This is a genomic window from Cerasibacillus sp. JNUCC 74 (genome assembly GCF_053667775.1).
In genome coordinates, this window is sequence record NZ_CM132207.1 from 2,193,944 (window position 1) to 2,212,846 (window position 18,903).

19 protein-coding genes and 1 pseudogene are annotated in these 18,903 nt (G+C 36.2%); 3 read left to right on the top strand and 17 right to left on the bottom strand.

Features of this window, described 5'->3' with window-relative positions:
- Positions 1–590: 590 nt before the first annotated feature.
- Positions 591–1,050, top strand: a pseudogene (locus tag JNUCC74_RS09735) (IS5/IS1182 family transposase); the annotation flags it as partial.
- Positions 1,051–1,491: 441 nt separating this feature from the next.
- Here the strand turns inward: JNUCC74_RS09735 and JNUCC74_RS09740 are convergent.
- The 8 genes from JNUCC74_RS09740 to JNUCC74_RS09775 form a co-directional block, all read right to left on the bottom strand.
- On the bottom strand, positions 1,492–2,022 hold the full coding sequence (locus JNUCC74_RS09740) for an ECF transporter S component (protein ID WP_454065205.1): 531 nt from the start codon (positions 2,020–2,022) through the stop codon (positions 1,492–1,494).
- 5 nt (positions 2,023–2,027) lie between these two features.
- A complete protein-coding gene (locus JNUCC74_RS09745) occupies positions 2,028–2,456 on the bottom strand; it encodes a DUF4430 domain-containing protein (protein ID WP_454065206.1) in 429 nt (142 codons plus the stop codon).
- A 361-nt stretch (positions 2,457–2,817) separates the two neighbouring features.
- Positions 2,818–4,584 carry an ATP-binding protein gene (locus JNUCC74_RS09750; protein ID WP_454065207.1) on the bottom strand — a complete coding sequence of 589 codons (1,767 nt, stop codon included), beginning with the start codon at positions 4,582–4,584 and terminating at the stop codon, positions 2,818–2,820.
- Complete coding sequence (locus JNUCC74_RS09755) at positions 4,584–5,300, bottom strand: response regulator transcription factor (protein ID WP_077320673.1); 717 nt, start codon at positions 5,298–5,300, stop codon at positions 4,584–4,586. The genes JNUCC74_RS09750 and JNUCC74_RS09755 overlap by 1 nt, the downstream gene beginning before the upstream one ends.
- Before the next feature lie 119 nt (positions 5,301–5,419).
- Positions 5,420–6,610 carry a c-type cytochrome biogenesis protein CcsB gene (ccsB, locus tag JNUCC74_RS09760; protein WP_454065208.1) on the bottom strand — a complete coding sequence of 397 codons (1,191 nt, stop codon included), beginning with the start codon at positions 6,608–6,610 and terminating at the stop codon, positions 5,420–5,422.
- A 28-nt stretch (positions 6,611–6,638) separates the two neighbouring features.
- Positions 6,639–8,282, bottom strand: coding sequence for a cytochrome c biogenesis protein ResB (gene resB / locus JNUCC74_RS09765; protein ID WP_454065209.1), 1,644 nt, complete (start codon positions 8,280–8,282; stop codon positions 6,639–6,641).
- 31 nt (positions 8,283–8,313) lie between these two features.
- A complete protein-coding gene (gene resA / locus JNUCC74_RS09770) occupies positions 8,314–8,886 on the bottom strand; it encodes a thiol-disulfide oxidoreductase ResA (RefSeq protein WP_454067872.1) in 573 nt (190 codons plus the stop codon).
- A gap of 69 nt (positions 8,887–8,955) precedes the next feature.
- Entirely contained in the window at positions 8,956–9,687 is a 732-nt protein-coding gene (locus JNUCC74_RS09775; RefSeq protein WP_454065210.1) for a pseudouridine synthase, read from the bottom strand.
- An 848-nt stretch (positions 9,688–10,535) separates the two neighbouring features.
- On the opposite strand from JNUCC74_RS09775, the gene JNUCC74_RS09780 reads away from it, so the two are divergent.
- Positions 10,536–11,093: a delta-aminolevulinic acid dehydratase gene (locus JNUCC74_RS09780; RefSeq protein ID WP_454065211.1), complete on the top strand. Its 558-nt coding sequence runs from the start codon at positions 10,536–10,538 to the stop codon at positions 11,091–11,093.
- A gap of 644 nt (positions 11,094–11,737) precedes the next feature.
- Here JNUCC74_RS09780 and JNUCC74_RS09785 read toward each other — a convergent pair.
- The 6 genes from JNUCC74_RS09785 to JNUCC74_RS09810 form a co-directional block, all read right to left on the bottom strand.
- A complete protein-coding gene (locus JNUCC74_RS09785; RefSeq protein ID WP_454067873.1) occupies positions 11,738–12,208 on the bottom strand; it encodes a spore maturation protein in 471 nt (156 codons plus the stop codon).
- Positions 12,209–12,271: 63 nt separating this feature from the next.
- The gene (locus tag JNUCC74_RS09790) at positions 12,272–12,856 is read right to left on the bottom strand and encodes a nucleoside recognition domain-containing protein (RefSeq protein WP_454065212.1); all 585 of its coding nucleotides are present in this window, start codon (positions 12,854–12,856) and stop codon (positions 12,272–12,274) included.
- Positions 12,850–13,956, bottom strand: coding sequence for a D-alanyl-D-alanine carboxypeptidase family protein (locus JNUCC74_RS09795; protein ID WP_454065213.1), 1,107 nt, complete (start codon positions 13,954–13,956; stop codon positions 12,850–12,852). Before JNUCC74_RS09795 ends, JNUCC74_RS09790 begins: the two co-directional genes overlap by 7 nt.
- 230 nt (positions 13,957–14,186) lie before the next feature.
- Positions 14,187–15,059 carry a superoxide dismutase gene (locus tag JNUCC74_RS09800; RefSeq protein ID WP_454065214.1) on the bottom strand — a complete coding sequence of 291 codons (873 nt, stop codon included), beginning with the start codon at positions 15,057–15,059 and terminating at the stop codon, positions 14,187–14,189.
- Between the two features lie 587 nt (positions 15,060–15,646).
- A complete protein-coding gene (gene scpB, locus JNUCC74_RS09805; protein ID WP_077320690.1) occupies positions 15,647–16,237 on the bottom strand; it encodes an SMC-Scp complex subunit ScpB in 591 nt (196 codons plus the stop codon).
- Between the two features lie 2 nt (positions 16,238–16,239).
- Positions 16,240–16,974 (bottom strand): segregation/condensation protein A, encoded by a 735-nt coding sequence (locus JNUCC74_RS09810; protein ID WP_454065215.1) that lies wholly within the window; start codon positions 16,972–16,974, stop codon positions 16,240–16,242.
- Positions 16,975–17,116: 142 nt separating this feature from the next.
- Between JNUCC74_RS09810 and JNUCC74_RS09815 the strand changes: the two genes are divergently transcribed.
- Positions 17,117–17,206, top strand: a complete 90-nt coding sequence (locus tag JNUCC74_RS09815; RefSeq protein WP_021291215.1) for a YjcZ family sporulation protein — start codon at positions 17,117–17,119, stop codon at positions 17,204–17,206.
- A 70-nt stretch (positions 17,207–17,276) separates the two neighbouring features.
- Here JNUCC74_RS09815 and JNUCC74_RS09820 read toward each other — a convergent pair whose 3' ends face one another.
- The 3 genes from JNUCC74_RS09820 to JNUCC74_RS09830 all read right to left on the bottom strand — a co-directional run bounded on the left by JNUCC74_RS09820 (position 17,277) and on the right by JNUCC74_RS09830 (position 18,861).
- Complete coding sequence (locus JNUCC74_RS09820) at positions 17,277–17,654, bottom strand: GNAT family N-acetyltransferase (RefSeq protein ID WP_077320694.1); 378 nt, start codon at positions 17,652–17,654, stop codon at positions 17,277–17,279.
- Between the two features lie 292 nt (positions 17,655–17,946).
- On the bottom strand, positions 17,947–18,405 hold the full coding sequence (locus JNUCC74_RS09825) for a hypothetical protein (protein WP_454065216.1): 459 nt from the start codon (positions 18,403–18,405) through the stop codon (positions 17,947–17,949).
- Between the two features lie 18 nt (positions 18,406–18,423).
- Entirely contained in the window at positions 18,424–18,861 is a 438-nt protein-coding gene (locus JNUCC74_RS09830; RefSeq protein ID WP_077320698.1) for a peptidylprolyl isomerase, read from the bottom strand.
- Positions 18,862–18,903: the final 42 nt, after the last annotated feature.

Below are 18,903 nucleotides of genomic sequence, written 5' to 3' on the forward strand. Positions count from 1 at the left end.
AAAATGATGATTACTTTTATGCAACATTAGTTTGAAAGCAAGAACAAAAGCTTAAAGTCTCAGTTATTAACGTATAAACCGGAGATCTTCTGGAGAGATGAAAATGGACTTCATTCAAGGAGTGGTTTTTTTCTCGAAAACAGTAGATCAAAGGCTAAGTTCGCAGGCGTCCTTGAAAAACCACGATGCGTCGCTAACGTAGCCTTTCCTCTCCCTTCCAAAAAGTAAACTTTTTGGAAGGGAGATACCTATTCAAATAGTTTCTCTAGTCTTGTCACCTCAAACGAATCGGGAATTTAGAAGCCGCTTCTCTCATGAAATTCGAAAAATAATAAAGCAGATTTCTCAATGAAGTAATATAAATCCTTCGATCAAGGCGACATAAAACTGATGTCCTTATTGTAGGAATAAGAGCAAAGTTTGCTACAGATTGAGCGATTAAACTAGACGAAGTACTTTTAAAAACCATTTTAGATGTATGAATTTCATAATTCTTAGCCTATGTACCACAAGGGCTGTAAAATATGAAAAAGGAAGTACCTCCCCAAATCTTGTATAGTGGTAGTTGACCAAAACAACCAAAAGACTGGATGACCATTATACGACAAACTAGCTTATTCAGCAGAATTATACGATATGGAACCTAAATTGATGCAATTATCTTAGCGATAGATTTGAATATAAGATTTATCGCTAAGTATCCAAAAAATCACGAAATAGCGCCAGAAGAACTGAATGATGCAGACATGATTATTTCTACTTTTGTGAGTATGTCGAACGCATCCCCACGATGAAGGATCTTGTTAAGCGCCTTAATGATGATATTGTTTTTAGTTAAACTGCGGTATCTAGTATCATCAGACTACGTACTATCAGAGGGCTCTTTCATGGATGATATAGTTACCATCGATGCATCCCATTTGAAGTACGTGATCAAGCACCGCCAAAAGAGGAAAAGCCAAAACCTGAACCCCAAAAAACGTAGACGCAAATCTAAAAAACAAGTATGAACAATGGCTAAAAGAACAAGGTAAAAAGGAAACTAACCTATTTTTTATAAATGGATAGTACGAGGAATTTAGGTCTGTGTGCCGGATACACGTAGACTCCTGTGGGAAAGACAACAGCTGAGAATCCCGCAGGAAAGCGATCTTTGCTTTCCGAGGAAGCTGAAGCCGTGCCCGCGAAAAGCGAAATATGTTGACGTAGCGAGGATAGGAATTTTTTCACACTATAAGAAAGTATAAAATTTATAGGCTTTATCCCGCATATAAGGTGCCGTAAAGATCCCTGAGTTCATACAAAAGGGGCAAAGTGGGAGAAAACGGCACCTAAATGCCCGATTCGTTCAGCTAACATTTCTTGGGAAAGGCATTCCAAGAAATGAAGTTTCACTTTATCGTATAAGAAAAACTATGACTTTCGCAAGCCAAATTTTTCTAAACACAAACAAACCGAACAATTATAAATGAATTGTTCGGTTTGTGCTATTTAGTATTTGCTTTTGTCCCAGCCTCTTTTTACTGAAAAATGATTTGACGCATATTTTCGGATTAGAAATGTGATGATGGGATAAAACAAGATCATAAATACAGCATTACCAATGGCATGGTTTGTATCAAATGGTAAACCACTAATGTAATAAGGCCAGAACGCACCAGTAATTTGGTACGTTGTCAAAGAAATAATAAAACCGAAAAAATAGCCGCTAAATATCGCAAAGAGCAATAAAAAAAGCAACGAAATATGATGAAAAACCTTTCCCATCCAGCCACTCAAAATTCCGATGATTCCCCAAGAAATTATTTGCCAAACCGTCCATATGCCCATTCCTAACAGCATATTCGAAACAAAAGTAATAATAAAAGCAAGTATTACTGCTGATACAGGTCCTAATAGTAAACCGACAATGATAATTATCGAGGTTACTGGTTGAACATTTGGAATGAAGGAAAACCAATATCTGCCAACGATTGCTATCGCAGCTAAAATCGCAAGCAGTGTTAGCTTATACGTATTCATTTACTTCATTTCCAAGCTTGAAAATCGAAAATAACCTTATCATTTGGCTTTAGCTTATACTCAGCTGCACCAATATTTGGCATCTCTCCATTTACTGTATAAATCCAGCCCTTTTTTTCTCCCTCTTTAGCAGACAACCTTTCAATAGAAGTGATAAATTCGCCACTTTTATCTGTTTCAATATAAAAGTTTTCCTCCATGACATCCATTAAGATATCGCCTTCTTTAATCGGTATTTCCTTTTCATGTAAATACTCCGCGCCATCATCTTTGGAAATAGTGATTAAGACGGTTTCTTCAGATTGTTTTTCTTGTGTTTGTTCCTCGTTAGTATTCGAAGTTTGGTTTGTCGGTGTTTCCTTCTCTGCTCCACAGCCAACTAATAAGAAAACAGCTATAAAAAGAGAGGTTAGACGTAAGAACCATCGCTTCATAAATTTATTCACCCTTTCTTTCATACCATTTTTTCAAATAATTATATCATATAAAGTGAAACTTCATTTCTTGGAATGCCTTTCCCAAGAAATGTTAGCTGAACGATCGGGCATTTAGATGCCGTTTTACCTACCATAGACCCTATTTTGTATCAACTCAGATCTTGAAGTAGGAGTCTTACGGCATCTTACATGCGGGACAAACAAAGTGAATTAGAAGAAGTTTCCTGTTTTATTATACTTTGTTTTGTATAAAAATAGATCGTATAATGAGGGCTTATTCCCTATCGGTTTTACAAAAGAATAGTAGAAGTAAAAGCCATCCCTTGTGATACCCAAAAACAACTCGAGAGTTATAGCATTACTCTACACCCTGGTGTGGAATGCGAAAATGAAAAGCAGTACCTTGATTTAGTTTACTATTCACATTTATCGAACCATGATGTGCATCAATGATATTTTTAGCAATTGCTAAGCCTAAACCAGTACCTTTTTTCTTTTTATCTCTCGTTCTTGATTTATCTGCTTTATAGAACCTCTCAAATACAAATGGAAGATCTTCTTCTGGAATTCCGCTTCCGGTATCTTGAATTTCTACTTGAAAATCGGTTTTATGATTAATAACTTTTACATTTACATAACCGTTCTTACTTGTATGGCGGATAGCATTATCAATAAGATTCGTAAACACTTGTTCAATACGATCAGGATCAAATTTTGCTACTGGTTCGTCAATTTGTTTTTCAAGTGTTAATGTAATCTCATTTTCTTGAGCTAAACCTTTAAATTTCTTTAAAATTCGTTCTACATATGGATTTATTTCTACTGGTTCTTTGTTAAGATGAATATGACCAGCTTCCATACGAGCCAAGTCTAATAATTCATTAACTAAACGCCCCATTCGCAATGATTCTTCATGAATAATTTTTGCTAACTCATTTTTTTCCTCTTTTGTTTCGGCGATATCATCAACAATTGCTTCACTATAGCCCTGTAACATCGAAATAGGTGTTCGCAATTCATGAGAAACATTAGCAATAAAGTCTTCTCGCAATTTATCCATTCTGCGTTCTTCCGTCATATCCCGAATAACCGCTACTGCACCTCGAACATAGGATTGGTCATAAAGAGGGGTCATTAACATTACCCAATTTCTTCCTTGTAAACTTAACTCATGAATCGCTTCCTTTTCACCCTCAATAACTTCCTGTAAAATCTCATATAACTCATCTGGAAGTTTTCGTTTTTCTGCATCATAGGTTAAATTGTTCTCATAATACCAATCTTCAATAAATCGATCTGCCGGTGCATTCGTAACGATCATCTCTCCGGAACGGCTTAGTGTAATAACACCATCAGCCATTGAGCTTACAATACTGGATAATTGTTCCTTTTCTTGCCGTAGTGCATTCAAATGAAATTTTAGCTGCCTTCCCATGCGATTAAAGGCTAAAGCTAATTCTCCTATTTCATCATGTGTTAAAATAGGTACCTTTGTATTAAATTCACCTCTGGCCAAATCAAAAGCTGCTTCCCGCATCTTTATTAAAGGCGATGTAATTCTCGTTGATAAAAAGAAGGCAAAAATTGTTGTCAGTACAATAGCGATACCAGCAGCTAGAAAAATAATTTTTGTCGTCTCTGCTTTTGTCTGGTCAATTACATTTAATGATTGATATACATAAATGGCGGCTTTTTGGTTATCAATAGGAACACCAACAATCATCGCTTCCCTTTCATTTCCTGGCAAGTGAATTTGCTTCCGAATTTGCTGGTTATCTGTTAGTACTTTTGATAATTCATCTCGCTTTAGCCAATCTTCTTCTAATTTCGCCAAACTGCTATCTTCGCTGTCAGAAACCCATAATTCACCATCATCAAAAACAATCGCTACTCGGCTAGTAGGGTCTTTAACCCGTTCTGTTGTTTCGGTTATCAGTTGTTTGTGTTCATGGGATTCTACTAGAACAGAGACCTTTGTGGCCGTTTGCAGCATATCTTGTTCCGCTTCCTGTATATGAAAATCTTCAAAAAACTGCAAGAGAAAAATCGTTAAAATAAATAATACAAAAGAAACTAGCAATAGAATTGTTATTGCTAGTTTACCAACTACACTTCGCCAAAACATTAGTCTTCAGCCACCTCAAATTTATAACCAACTCCCCATACAGTAACAATCATTTTTGCTGCCTCCGGAGATACATGGTTCAGTTTTTCACGTAATCTTTTTACATGAGTGTCCACCGTACGCAAATCGCCGAAAAATTCATATTGCCATACCTCTTTCAGCAAATGTTCACGGTTAAATACTTTATCAGGTGATTTTGCCAAAAAGCATAATAGTTCATATTCCTTTGGTGTTAAATTAACTTCTTCACCATCTGCAGTAACTCGATGTGCATCATGATCAATTGTTATATGTGGAAAAACCAAAATATTTTTCGCTGTTGTATCGGCATTTTGAAAGGATGAACTTGATACACGTCGAAGCAAAGCCTTTACCCGTAATACAACCTCTCTCGGACTAAATGGTTTTACAATATAGTCATCAGCTCCAATTTCAAAGCCTTGTACTCGGTTAGCTTCTTCGCCTTTAGCTGTTAACATAATAACCGGTGTATCCTTTTCTTTTCTCAATTCTTGACAAACTTCTACACCGTCCATTTCTGGCATCATAATATCAAGTAAAATAACATCATAATGATGATCTAAAGCGAATTGTAATGCTTCCGTTCCATTTTCTGCTTCTTCGACAATAAAACCCTCTCGCTCCATATACATGCGGATCAGCCTACGTATTCTTTCTTCATCATCTACCACTAATACTTTTGTTTCCTTTTCCATCTACGTTCCCCCCTGTATCATATCTGCTCTAATAAAAGTATAAACTAAGTTGTTTAAAAAGTATAAGAAAAACAAGGCATCACGATGAAACGATAGGATGCCTTGCGATTAGGGGAATATTATGCATAAGAGTGCAACCCTGCGAGTACAAGGTTTACAACAATTAAATTAAACATGATGATACCAAAACCTATTGCTGCTAACCATGCAGACTTTTCGCCATGCCATCCCCTTGATAATCGCAAATGTAAGAAGGCTGCATAAAAGAACCAGGTAATGAGCGCCCAAACTTCTTTTGGGTCCCATCCCCAGAATCTTCCCCACGCTTCTTCAGCCCAGATCGATGCAAAGATAAGCCCGCCTAATGTAAATAGCGGAAATCCAATAGCCACTGAGCGATATGTGATTTCATCAAGTAAATCCGGTCTTGCTTTTTTAAGTAATGGCTGAATTGTAGCTCCAATTCGTTTTCTAAATACAAGTCTTAACAATAGATAAAGACCTGTACCAAAAATGAATGACCAAATTAACGTATTAAATTTTCTACCAGCATCCGTACCGTGCATCCATTCAGGTATTTCAAACCATGGTTTCATTACACCATCGGTTATTAATTTTCCATCTGTTGGTGCTGCAATTGCCGGCATATGATATTCGGTTTGTACCATTGTCTCACCAGTCGTATTTGGATATTCAAATACAGCCTGATAGTTCATAACATTAAATAGTGTAGATGATATAATAAAGCCAATAAATAAGACTAGACCGTACAAAATAAGCTCCAGCCAGGTTGTTCGCTTCGTTGTTTTTGTTTGATCGATTTGGCGAATTAAATAAATTAACCCTGACACAAAGCTAATGGTTAAAATTCCTTGTGATAACGATACAGTCGTTACGTGAATATATAACCAATGACTTTGTAAAGATGGAATTAACGGTGATATCTCTGTTGGAAACATGCTCGCATAAGCAATGATTATTAAAGCTATTGGAAGAGCAAATAGTCCTAAAACAGTTACCTTATAAATAAAGTAAAGAATAATAAACCCGAGGACAGTTGCCATTCCAAAAAAAGTCATGTACTCAAATAAATTGCTGACAGGAGCATGCCCACTTCCTATCCATCTAGTAATAAAGTACCCTAATTGAGTCAAAAAACCAATAATAGTTAAGGTAATGCCAATTTTAGCGGCTTTTCCATCCGATTTTCGCTTACTTCCAATTGTAAACGAAAAAAATAAAGTTGCAACTAAATAAAGAAAAAAAGCAGTATATAGCAGTGTACTACTTAATTCAATTAAGTTATTCATGAAACCCCTCCTAAATTACCTTCGTTAGCTATTTGTCTATTTCTTGCTGATCGACAACCATGTTAATATTGGTATCAGCAATTGCCTTTTCGATATCACGTTTTATCCCATGCCAGTTTTTATTCGTATGAGCAGCCAAAAGAAGTCCCCCTGCTTGCGGTCGAATCCAGATTCGACGGTGCTGCCAGTACATTCCTTGAATTACTCCAATCATAAAAATAATTGCACCAATGATAAAATATGGTAATGAGTAGTCACGTCTCACACTTAATCCGCTAACATCTCTCATTTCAAAGTCCGTAATCCCAACTTTATAGTCATTTTCCCCAGTAGCATCGATGTTTTTGCCGATTCCTAAAAAGCTAATTTCCGGCTCACTTCCATTGGGCGGATAAACCATCATAACAAACGCAGGATTTCTTGGATAGTTTGTCTCTGAAGCAGGCTCTCCTTTATCATCAAGATAATAGTCCGGATAATAGTTATTGATCTCAACTCGAAAGCCATTTTCTAATTCATACGTTGACTTTGGAGAAGCAAAATCAACGGTAAACTCACCCAAGGATTTTTCTTTTGCATCATTGGTTTCATGAATTTTAAATGTCATGCTGGAAAATTCATTTTGTTGATAACCTGATTGATATACCACATAGTCATCAAACTTAATTGGTTCATTCATACGAATGCTGCCTTCTTTGATCTTTTTTAGTTCAGGCTCTGCACCTGTTACTTCCGGCTTCATCGCTTGATAAATTACTACATTTGTTTGATAGTTACTCGGAACGATGCCTCCTTCTTTGGCTATTGCATCTTTAAACTTCTCATCTTCTGGATCATAGTTCTCTATAATAAAATCTTTGTTTTCAATGTAGTACGCCTGGTCCGTTCCTGGGATAACCTTCTGCTCACCCTCGCGTACCCAGACGTACTCATCCATGTAGAAAACAGAGGTTTGCCTTAATAATGCGGCAAGCAAAATTATAATTAATCCAATATGATTGACATACGGACCCCATCTGGAAAATCTCCCCTTTTCCGCCAGAATATGTCCATCTTCAACCGTAACATGATAGCGTTGTTTCTTTAATCCTTGCTTTAATGCTTCCTTGTCGATATCTGTTACGTTATCTGTCTGACTGAACAGACGTTGTCTTTTCAAAAACGTTTCATGACGTTTTGCTTTTTGATTACGCAATGCGCGAAATAAAGGGACAAATCGGTCCAGGCTACAAATGACCAATGAAATCCCAATAAGCGCAATTAAAATCATGTACCACCACGAGCTATACAAATTGTGAAAGCCTAATTGATAAAAGATTTGTCCGAGAATTCCATACCGCTCCTCATAAAAAATAGCAGGATCTCGTGAAACAGCATCTGCTGGTATGTATTGTTCCTGTGGAAAAATTGATCCGATAGCAGAGGCGAATAAAGCAATGACAATAAGCCAGACCCCTACTTTTACCGAAGAAAAGAAACTCCAAATTTTATCAACAATCGTTTTATTATATGTTTGCGACCTGCGAGCAGTCCCGTCATAGCGCATATTTAACAGCTTTTTCTTATCATTGCCATCAAGATGCTGATTTTCATCAATTGGCTTTCCACATGATTCACAAAGTACCGTCCCCTCCGGATTAACATGACCACATTCACATTTGATTTTATTCATTTTATACCCCTTCCCCTTACAAACGAAGTTGCTACTTAGGTGTTATCTCCTGAAGATAACCATCCAATCGTTCCAATGTTAATGCACCATTAACTACCTCAACAATTTTCCCTTGAGGATCAATAAACACAGTACTTGGAATGGGGCCTACTTTATATAAATCTCGTACTTGGCTGTCTTTATCATGAGGAATTGGAAATGTTAAATCATATTTATCAATAAATCGATGTACAACCAACTCCGTTGAGTCGAGACTTACAGCAACTATTTCTACTCCTTGCTCTTTATATTTTGGATATAACTTCTCCATATAAGGCATTTCTTCTTCACAAGGCTTGCACCAAGTCCCCCAAAAATTAAGCATAACCCCTTTTCCTTCTAGTTCACTTAATCGAATGGTCTCGTTCTCATTATACTTATTAATTTGCTCCAATTGGAAATCTGGTGCATCATCTCCAACTTCGTAAATAATTTTATCGCTTTGCAGATTTTGCACCACTGCAAAAATGACTGCCCCTACTAATACAGCTAAAATGATCGACCGAAATATGAAGCGGTTTCGTTTTTTATTTTGCTTCTTTCTTTTCCTCTCTTCAAGACCCATCATGAATCAACTCCCAGAGTCATTATAACATTCAGAAATGATGCAATTTTTGACTATTATTCAACAATTTCATTCCAGAGCTAAATTTCGCATTTGCTTTACTTCTTTTGGATTGAGCGGTCGATACTCACCGGGCTTTAACCCATCCAGTGTTAATAAACCATAACGCTCCCGTTTTAACTTTACTACAGGATAACCCAACCCTTCCATCATTCTGCGTACATGTCTATTTTTTCCTTCTCGTAATGTGAGCTGTAAAATCGTATGGTTTTTTTGTTTGTCTATTTTCAATACACGGTAATTTATAGCTTTTAATAGATCGTCTCCAGAACGCACTCCTTTCCGTAATTGAGCAAGCTTAGCCTTATCTGGAATACCCTTTATTTTAGCAACATACACTTTATCAATCTGAAACCGAGGATGCATTAACAAGTTAGCAAACTCTCCATCATTCGTTAAAATTAAAATACCAGATGTATCGTAGTCTAATCTCCCAACCGGAAAAACACGTTCTTCGATTTCTTCAAGTAAATCGGTAACCACTTTCCTTCCTTTATCATCCTTGACGCTGGAAATAACGCCACGTGGCTTATATAGCAAGTAGTAAACAGGTGCTTCTTTTTCTAACGGTACACCATCCACTTCAATTCTATCCTCTAGGTGCACCTTGGTTCCCAGCTTCGTGATAACCTTATTATTAACTTTTACCTTTCCATCAAGAATAAGTTGTTCTGCTTTTCTTCTTGAGGTTATACCACTTTGAGCAATTACTTTTTGTAAACGTTCTTGAGCTTTTGTCATTATTTCACCACTACCTTTAGTTAAACTTAAACGAAATATCAGATTAAATAGCTAGTAATTAGTTACTTTTACCTTTTCTACATGTATTCCATTAAATTGTACGCGCCAATTACACTATACGAATTAATGTTGCAGATAACAAACATTACGCCTTTTTCAGATCCACTATTTTTAGCTAACAGAGAGCTTATCTAGCACCTAGCTAGGCAATTTGTATTTAAAATACCAATGAAGGATAACTAATTTTCCAGCTGATCTTATCATCCATTTACTGCACGTATTCCCCTCGATGGTTACGTAACTGCAACAACTAATTGCGTATACGTCCCTCTAGTTATGCTTAAATGTTAAACCTACTTTTTACGAGTTTTAGTCAACTTGACAGTAAAGTTTATCCACATGTAACTTGCAGTAAGACCTCCACTTTTAAAACCTAGGAAGAAAAGCGTGCAATCCAACTGTAAGTTACATGTCCGATTCTGTTCAGAAGCCTTTGAGGTCATACCTTTAAAGTACTAACAATCAATGGGGATAAGAGAAATCTCCACTGACCTGAAGGTTCGCTTTATCTGAACCTTAAAAAATTTCTTCAAATGGAGGTTTCTAGTTCGTTCATGCTAGAACTTTTCTAGGTTACTAATTGTATAATAAATGAAGCATCTTGAAAAGGGACTTTACGCTTTATTTTACTAATGCAATATTAAACAGCTTTAAGTTAATTTAATATGGTCAGCTAGTTTTATCATCCTGTCAAAGGTATAATAAAATCTCCTATAATATTTTTAACTGAGTCAGATTTTGATTTCAAACCTAGTGTTATAGTAAATTTTAAAAAAGGAGCTGCTTCTATGAGTAAACCAGAGTTGTATATAAGCCTCATTGTTGGACCAAACTGTGAGTGGGATTCATTTGCTCTTCGTTCATCTCTAGAATACTTTGGAGCAAGAGTTAACACATATGCTGTTGGTCGACCTCAAGATCTAGTTGATGTACTGTCTGGAAAGGATCGGGAGGATAAATTGGATTATCTAATTTTAAACTTCCATGGAGACGAAGGACTATTTTGTATGCCTTTATTGGGTGAGGATGTGTATGAAGTAGGAGAACCAAGAGAAGAATTTTTTGATGAACAACATGTGAGGCGTTATTCGAAGTTAAATAATGTAAGAGTAATAGCGTCTGGTTGTACATTGGGAAGGGAACCATTAGCAAAAGCCTTTTTAAGCTGTGGAACCCGATCTTACTTAGGACCTGATGATTATATAGACGGCAATTCAAACTTCATGTTTGTTGTCAGATTTTTCTATGAACGAATAACAAATCATAAAACAGAGCAACAGGCATTTAAAATTGCTGCCTCTATGGACGAGGAAACTGCAATGTATAAACGCTACTGTTTCTCCTGATCTTGTAGCTGTTTCTTCTACACTTCCATTGAAACAAAGGTACAAGCACTCGGTTAACAAAACACAAACGAAGAACAATTAACGAGATAAAGAGAAATTTCATTTAAGTAGTAGCTGACGTCCTTGTAAAATCGGGCGATGTGTTGCTGTCATAGCTTTCCTTGTCCGATTCCCCAAACGAATCGGGAATTTAGGAGCCGAATCTCTCCTAAAGTTCGTAAAATAATAAACAGATTTTTCAAAGGTGAGAAATACGGCTCCTTACGTAATAAAGGAAATTATGTCTCTAAAACAGGATTATGCCGACGCCTGAAACGGCAAGCCTGCTTTTAGTCAACCTTCCTTTAGATTCGAACTAAAGTTTGGCTTATCGAAGAAAGAAGATCAAAAGTAGTTTGCTAGGCATTCGAGCGCTTAAAACAGGTGATGCTACTTTTAAAAAGGATATTCACCTGTGAAAACGGATATAAGTATCCTAGAAATCGATGATAAACACCTTATCTTTCTCAGGGTTTTGGATTTTGCAAGCTGATGTTATTTTCTATCATTATAAGAATATGGTCTGCGCCTTTAGACGTTGATAGACATTACAATAATTAGCTATTTTTTACCCTATTTAGTTGTCCCTTCATCATTTGGACGATTTAGCCAAAAAGAATGGTTACAATTATGATTGAGGCTGTAATACCAACCACGTCAGCTAATAAGCCAACCTTTAAAGCATATCCCATTTTTTTTATACCGATTGCTCCAAAATAAACGGTTAAAATATACAAGGTCGTGTCCGTACTCCCCTGCATAACGGATGCTAATCTTCCAATAAAAGAATCAGGTCCGTAAGTATGAATTAATTCAGTAGTCATTCCTAAGGCAGCTGTACCAGATATTGGCCTAATAAGTGCTAATGGAATGATTTCTGGAGGGATACCGATAAGTGTAAGAATTGGTGCCAATAACTGAATAAAAGCTTCTAAAGCTCCAGAACTTCGTAAGATAGCAATTGCTACAATCATCCCAACTAGAAAAGGAACTAAGGAAAAAGCCATTTTGACCCCTTCCTTCCCACCTTCTACAAATAATTCATAAGCAGGTACTTTCTTTATCATTGCTGTCATTAAAACGAGCAAGATGAAACAAGGAATGATCCATGTGCTAATAGAAGTAAATAACGCCATGCATTATGCCCTCCACCTACTTCTATAGTAAAAAAAGCGGTCAATGATAATTGCACTCAATGAAGATATAATTGTTGCCATCATGGTTGCTCCAACAATTTCTGTAGGGGATACGGAATCATATTGCATCCGTATAGCAATAACCGTTGTTGGAATTAGTGTTAAGCTTGATGTATTTAATGCTAAAAAAGTAATCATCGAACGAGAAGCGGTATTTGTTCCGCTTAACTGTTTCATTTGCTCCATCGCCTTGATCCCCATTGGTGTAGCTGCATTACCTAATCCAAAAACATTTGCTGTGAAATTTGATAAAATATAGCCAATTGCTGGGTGATCTTTTGGGATATCAGGGAATAGTTTTATTACAAGTGGACGAAAGATTTTTGCTAATACTGCTAATATCCCTGCTTTTTCTGCTACTTTCATAATTCCTAACCAAAAGACAAGTACACTAATAAGGCCGATTGACAAGGTGACTGCTTCACCAGCACTTGTAAAAATCGCTTCATTCACTTCATCCATTGTTCCATGAATCATGGCATATACTATTCCAATTATCGCCATAAATGCCCAAATTATATTTACCACAAATCGTCACCCCCTGACACCCGACGAAATATTTCCCAAAACTCCTTTACCATTGAATTGGTTGCTGTGTGTTTAGGCTGTTTACTTAAAACTGTTGCTTCTGCAATTTGGGTTCCATTTAAATAAAAGACGTTTCGTCCAATTGTTTGTTTATTCGTTGCATTGTTTAAGATGAACAATTGATTGGATACTTTATTTTTTTCTTGATTGGTTAATGGATATATAACATCTTTGTCTAAATAACCAAATTGAATTTTCTCTTCATTACCTAGTTGATAAGCAATCTTTTTTTCTTCCGATAACGTTTCTAAATGATAGTTATTAAATCCCCATTCAAACATGGCAATATGGTCACGCCAATCATCAGGGGCATTCAGTGTAACAGCAATTAGATCCATATCATTTTTAGTGGCAGTGGATACTAAGGTTCTACCCGTTTTTTTCGTAAAGCCTGTTTTTCCGCCGGTACTATATTCATAATATTGCGTAAGTAGTTTGTTTTTATTTTGCCAAGAATATGTTCGATTCTCTGCCTTATAAGATTTTGCTCCTGTAACTTCACGAAAAGTGGGATTCTTCATTGCATATTGCGTTAATATGGCCATATCATAAGCAGATGAATAATGGTTTTCTTCATCAAGTCCATGTGGGTTAGCAAAATTAGTATCATTCATGCCCAACCACCTTGCCTTTTCATTCATTAAATAGACAAACCCTTCCTCACTTCCGCCAATATGTTCACTGATTGCGACAGCTGAGTCGTTTCCAGAACGAAGCATTAAACCGTAAACAAGGTCTTTGATTGTCATTTTTTCGCCTTGCTCTAAGTAGATGGATGATCCTTCTGTATAAATTGCGTTGCGACTAGCCTTGGCCTTTTCATCCATTTTTCCGGATTCAATGGCAATAATTGCAGTCATAATTTTTGTAATACTAGCAATTGATTCTTTTGAATAAGCCTGTTTTTCAAATAACACACGCCCTGTCGATTGTTCTATTAATACGGCATTACGTGCTGAAACTTGAGGCTCTGCTTGTCCTACTACTGGAAAAACAAGAATAAAAGTAATTGTAAAGATTGCGATTGCTATCAAACGCATAACCAAGTTCCTCCCAATGGTGGTCTCTGTACAATTTATGCATGTCCATCAAAGTTATGCGTAAAAGTATTTGTGTTCAAAAAGGAGAAAATAGACCCGATAGTTCGAGAGTGAGCTGAATAGACGCATTTAAATCCATTGACCGGCAGAATTAAATCAAAAAAGATACTATTTTTGAACATCCTCCACTAATGAGATAAAGGCAGGATCGTTTTCCTACCTTTAGTCCATTAGTAGTGTTGCCACTGTAACTTTCTTGCTTGTTTAAATCGTTCATTGACATCCTTCCAGTTAACAACATTCCACCAATTGTTGACATATGCTTTTTTGTCTGTTTTATATTGTAAATAATATGCATGCTCCCACATATCTAATACGAGTAAAGGAATGATATCAGCAATTTGGAAGAGCTGATGCTTTTCAAATGATTGCACTCCTAGTTTTCCGCTTCTAGGATTCCAATATAAGATTGCCCATCCGTCCCCTTCAACTGAATTGGCTGTGTTCGTAAATAAAGTTTTAAACTTTGGCCATGACCCGAAATCCATTTCTATTTTTTTTAGTAATTCACCATATGGCTGTTTACTTGAACGAGGGGTCATATTGAACCAAAATATCGTATGCAAGTGATGACCTGAACCATGAAAAGCCTGTTCACGCAACCAGTGCTTGATTAACTTATCATCCTGAGTTCTTCCATAAATTTCTTTTTCCGCCTTATTGAGACCATCTACATATGACTGATGATGTTTGTCATGGTGTAATCGCATAATCTCTTCGCTTATATAAGGTTCCAATGCATGATATGGATAAGGTAATTTAGGTAAGGTGTGCTGACCATATGGAACAGATTTCACAGTGGTAGAAGTGTCTTGCTGTTTTACTATATGGAATATGCGTTCCCCTTCTTCATGAATAGAATGAAGTTGATCTGGTTCAATGCGTTTATTTCCTTGAAGCATTTCACTAACTTTTGCCTGCCAATTATCTATTTGTTCAAGCAATGTCTGCTTTTCTAAGACATCTGAATGTTGCAATCTACTTTTAATTTGTTCTCCCCAGGTCAATAATTCTTGTAAATATATTTCATTTGTTTGACTCATTTGATCACCTCTTTGTAGCATATGCCTAGTTATCCATAGTGTGCATATGAACAAAAGGTTAAGCGTTCAGATAGCGGACATACAAACGGCAGAGCTTCTAATAAGATAAAATGGGACTTTATTTAAGGAGTGCTTTTCTCCTTAAAAAACCTGCGATATATCGCTGACATAGCTTTTCTTGTCCTTAAAAAACAGCGATGTGTCGCTGCGAAGCTTCTCTATCCTTGAAAAATAGCGAAGTATCGGTGTCGTAGTTTTTTCTTGTCTGTCAACCGACGAACCGGAAATTTAGGAGCCGTTTTTCTCATTATGTTCACAAAATAATAAGCAGCTTTTTAAAAGGAGAGAAATGCGGCCCGCTACATCGGGATAAACCTGCAACAGGGGTATGCTTCCTTGAGCGGCAAGCCCGCTTTTAGTCGGTCTTCCTTTAGATTCGAGCCGATGTTGACCTATCGTAGGAAAAATTGCGAAGTTTGCTAGACACTATAAGCTAACGGTGATACTTTCAAGACTTTCAAGAAGATATCCACCATGCAAATACAGATATAGGTTCATAAACAAAAAAGCTTGCGAATAGTTAACCTCTAGGAAGGATCTTCATTCATATGTTCATGAAACCGTTCAAAAAACAAATCCGCTTCTGTTTCGATATTAGAGTCATCTGTGTCAGGTAAGGGTGGTAAATCATCCAACGATGCTAATCCAAAATAAGTTAAAAATTCTTTGGTTGTCCCGAATAATACTGGGCGGCCAACTGTATCTTTCCTGCCGACCTCTTCAATGAGTAACCTTGATAACAGCGTTTGTACCGGTCGATCACTTTTTACTCCTCTAATTTCTTCGATTTCTGTTCTTGTAATTGGTTGATTATAAGCTATAATTGCAAGTGTCTCCAGCGCTGCCTGTGACATTCTGGTTGTCTGGGGTGTTTCAATTAATTTTTTATAATAATCACTATGCTCTGGTTTAGTAGTTAAATGAAATACTTCATGTGCCTGCATAATTCTAATACCGCGATGAGGTTGTTCATAATCTTTCTTTAATTCTTCTAAGCTTTGTTCAATTGTTGTTTCTGATACCTCTAAAACATCTGATAGTTGTTTGATTGTTATTCCTTCACTTCCTGAAGCAAATAACAATCCTTCGACTATGGCTTTCAAATTTTTTATTTCCACCTTTATTCCTCCATGCTAAATACGTATAATTCTGCTAATTGTTTTTCTTGCTTACAATAGACCTTATTTTTCTTCATCAATTCTAAGATGGCAATAAAAGTTACAACAATATGTGAACGGGAATATACTGTAAATAAATGATCAAACAGTATCCCTCCTTGTGTTGCATGTAGAGTTTTTAGTACTTCTTCCATTCTTTCATTAATGGAAATCTCATTTCTCTCTATTTTTGTTTCTAATGGCGCATCCCATTTTTTACGTTCAAACATCTTACGTAGTGCTGAGAGCATATCATAAATGGATGTTTCCCCCTGAACAACCGTTGGCGGCGAAGAAATTCCTTCTTCAAGCTGAATGGGTGGTCTTGTATAGATTTGATTTGCCTCTTGCTCTTTTTGCTTTAATTGTACTGCTGCTTCTTTGTATTTTCGATATTCGATTAATCGTTGCATTAACTCTTCGCGAGGGTCTTCCATATATTCTTCCGTTTCTTCAGGAAGTTCAGGCTTTGGCAAGAGCATTTGACTTTTAATTTCTACGAGCGTTGCAGCCATAACTAAATATTCACTGGCAATATTTAATTCAAGCTGTTTCATCGTATGGATATACTGCATATATTGTTCTGTAATTACAGCTACAGGTATATCATATATATCAATTTCATATTGATTAATCAAATGGAGTAGTAAATCAAGCGGACCTTCAAATGAGTCTAGTTTCACATAATAACCTTGCACCTATTTTACTCCCCTTCCTTTAAAAATTATACCATTAATTATAAACGCCCAAACAAGACCTTTCCCATTTACATACGTTAGTAATGTAAGATAAATGTTATTCAAAACATTTAGGTTAAGAAGAAAAAGGAGGTATTTCACTATGAGTGGTGGATATGGTTATGGCGGAGGTTTCGCACTAATCGTAGTATTGTTCATTTTATTGATTATCGTCGGTGCTGCTTGGCTATAAAATAAATTAGTCTTTACATGGTTAATCAGCACGCGAAAAGAAAAGCCGGCCCTAACAAAAGGGCTGGCTTTTATTCATCGTTTTTCATTTCTTCAGCTGATCCATCACACTTCTGATAAAAATCCAGAATTTCTTCCGTAGTTGATACGGAATACTGATCTTGATAAAGTCTCTCTACTTCATTTACCATTTTCTTGCCAATCCCAATGTTTCGATGTGATGGATTTACTGAAATATGCTGAATAACAGCATTTACTTCTCCTTCAACTCTTACCCCGATAGCACCTAATACATCATCATCTTCTTTCCACAGATATAGATGCCAATCAGGATTTGTTTCATATTCTTTTATCGTCTGTTGCAATTTTTTTACATCTTTTTCGTCAGGCATAAAAGATAGTAAACCCATTGCAATTTTCTCTAAATTTTTCTTAAAACGAATTAACATAGATACCCCTCATTAACATAATAGCTTATAAGTGACTCTGTTTATCAAGCAATGGTTTTAAAGCAGGCAGCATGTATGCCTTAACTGAACAGTTTTAAGTAACTTTTAGACAATATGAAGGTTAGTGGCTGCCGGCTACTTGAGTTATACTACTTAGCTGTAATTTTGTCCATAGTATAAGCTTCATATATTGGAGTTTGTAATTATATTTATGCATGTTTCCCTACTTTTGTCAAATATCGGATGTTTTTAATGATCCTGTAATCCTTTTATAATAAGTGTTAAAAAAGGATTAGTTTTTAATAGCACGGTATAAAAGTTTTAACATTACATAACCATCCGTTTGTTTACTTTTTAATTGAATAGGAATCAAGTTAACAACCGCAATCCAAGTATTAAATAGTATAAATAATTGAATAAAAGGAGTTGCAAAAAATTGGCTAATCAACCAGAACAAAAAAACAACAATGCCGCTTGAGATTGGACCCGAAATCGTAATAAATAACTTTTCTATCCAGCTATAGCTTTTTTTGCGTTCACTTACAGCCAATCCGCCCACAAAAAAAAACGATGCAATGGAAATTTGAAATTTTCCAGCTTTAAACGTTTTTTCTTTTGATCCAGTACCGATAAATATGTAAATATGATCGGCTTTAACGAACCATGCAGCCATAGCATGTCCAACTTCGTGTAGCAATATACTAATTGGAGCAACAAAGGCTATTAAATAAATGAGTAACCCTAATTGCATATATGCCATCCTTAGGCATTAGACCGTATATACTTTTACTTCTTTCATTACATCGCCGTTTTTCATAGACTTGGCGTACTCTATACCTGACGTAACTTGTCCAAATACTGTATGAACACCATCTAAATGTGGTTGAGCTTCATGAACAATAAAAAACTGACAGCTTCCTGTATCTCTTCCAGCATGTGCCATCGAAAGTGCACCTTCCTGATGCTGATGCGGATTTCCTTTTGTTTCACATTTAATTGTATAGCCAGCTGAACCTGTCCCGTTACCATTCGGACAGCCGCCTTGGCTTACGAATCCCGGAATAACCCGATGGAAGGTCAATCCATTATAGAATCCCTCATTTGCTAATTTTTCAAAGTTAGCAACCGTATTAGGCGCTGCATCTTCAAATAAATCAAATTCAATTTTATTGTCATTTTCTAAAATAATATATCCTTTTTTATCCATATATCAAAGTCCCCTTTTTTAATGAACTAACGTATATTTTAA

Bases quoted from the DNA above. Each gene is read 5' to 3' on its own strand.
- JNUCC74_RS09740 (WP_454065205.1), bottom strand. From the start codon at position 2,022: ATGAATACGTATAAGCTAACACTGCTTGCGATTTTAGCTGCGATAGCA.
- JNUCC74_RS09745 (WP_454065206.1), bottom strand. From the start codon at position 2,456: ATGAAGCGATGGTTCTTACGTCTAACCTCTCTTTTTATAGCTGTTTTC.
- JNUCC74_RS09750 (WP_454065207.1), bottom strand. From the start codon at position 4,584: ATGTTTTGGCGAAGTGTAGTTGGTAAACTAGCAATAACAATTCTATTG.
- JNUCC74_RS09755 (WP_077320673.1), bottom strand. From the start codon at position 5,300: ATGGAAAAGGAAACAAAAGTATTAGTGGTAGATGATGAAGAAAGAATA.
- ccsB (WP_454065208.1), bottom strand. From the start codon at position 6,610: ATGAATAACTTAATTGAATTAAGTAGTACACTGCTATATACTGCTTTT.
- resB (WP_454065209.1), bottom strand. From the start codon at position 8,282: ATGAATAAAATCAAATGTGAATGTGGTCATGTTAATCCGGAGGGGACG.
- resA (WP_454067872.1), bottom strand. From the start codon at position 8,886: ATGGGTCTTGAAGAGAGGAAAAGAAAGAAGCAAAATAAAAAACGAAAC.
- JNUCC74_RS09775 (WP_454065210.1), bottom strand. From the start codon at position 9,687: ATGACAAAAGCTCAAGAACGTTTACAAAAAGTAATTGCTCAAAGTGGT.
- JNUCC74_RS09780 (WP_454065211.1), top strand. From the start codon at position 10,536: ATGAGTAAACCAGAGTTGTATATAAGCCTCATTGTTGGACCAAACTGT.
- JNUCC74_RS09785 (WP_454067873.1), bottom strand. From the start codon at position 12,208: ATGACAGCAATGATAAAGAAAGTACCTGCTTATGAATTATTTGTAGAA.
- JNUCC74_RS09795 (WP_454065213.1), bottom strand. From the start codon at position 13,956: ATGCGTTTGATAGCAATCGCAATCTTTACAATTACTTTTATTCTTGTT.
- JNUCC74_RS09800 (WP_454065214.1), bottom strand. From the start codon at position 15,059: ATGAGTCAAACAAATGAAATATATTTACAAGAATTATTGACCTGGGGA.
- JNUCC74_RS09815 (WP_021291215.1), top strand. From the start codon at position 17,117: ATGAGTGGTGGATATGGTTATGGCGGAGGTTTCGCACTAATCGTAGTA.
- JNUCC74_RS09820 (WP_077320694.1), bottom strand. From the start codon at position 17,654: ATGTTAATTCGTTTTAAGAAAAATTTAGAGAAAATTGCAATGGGTTTA.
- JNUCC74_RS09825 (WP_454065216.1), bottom strand. From the start codon at position 18,405: ATGCAATTAGGGTTACTCATTTATTTAATAGCCTTTGTTGCTCCAATT.
- JNUCC74_RS09830 (WP_077320698.1), bottom strand. From the start codon at position 18,861: ATGGATAAAAAAGGATATATTATTTTAGAAAATGACAATAAAATTGAA.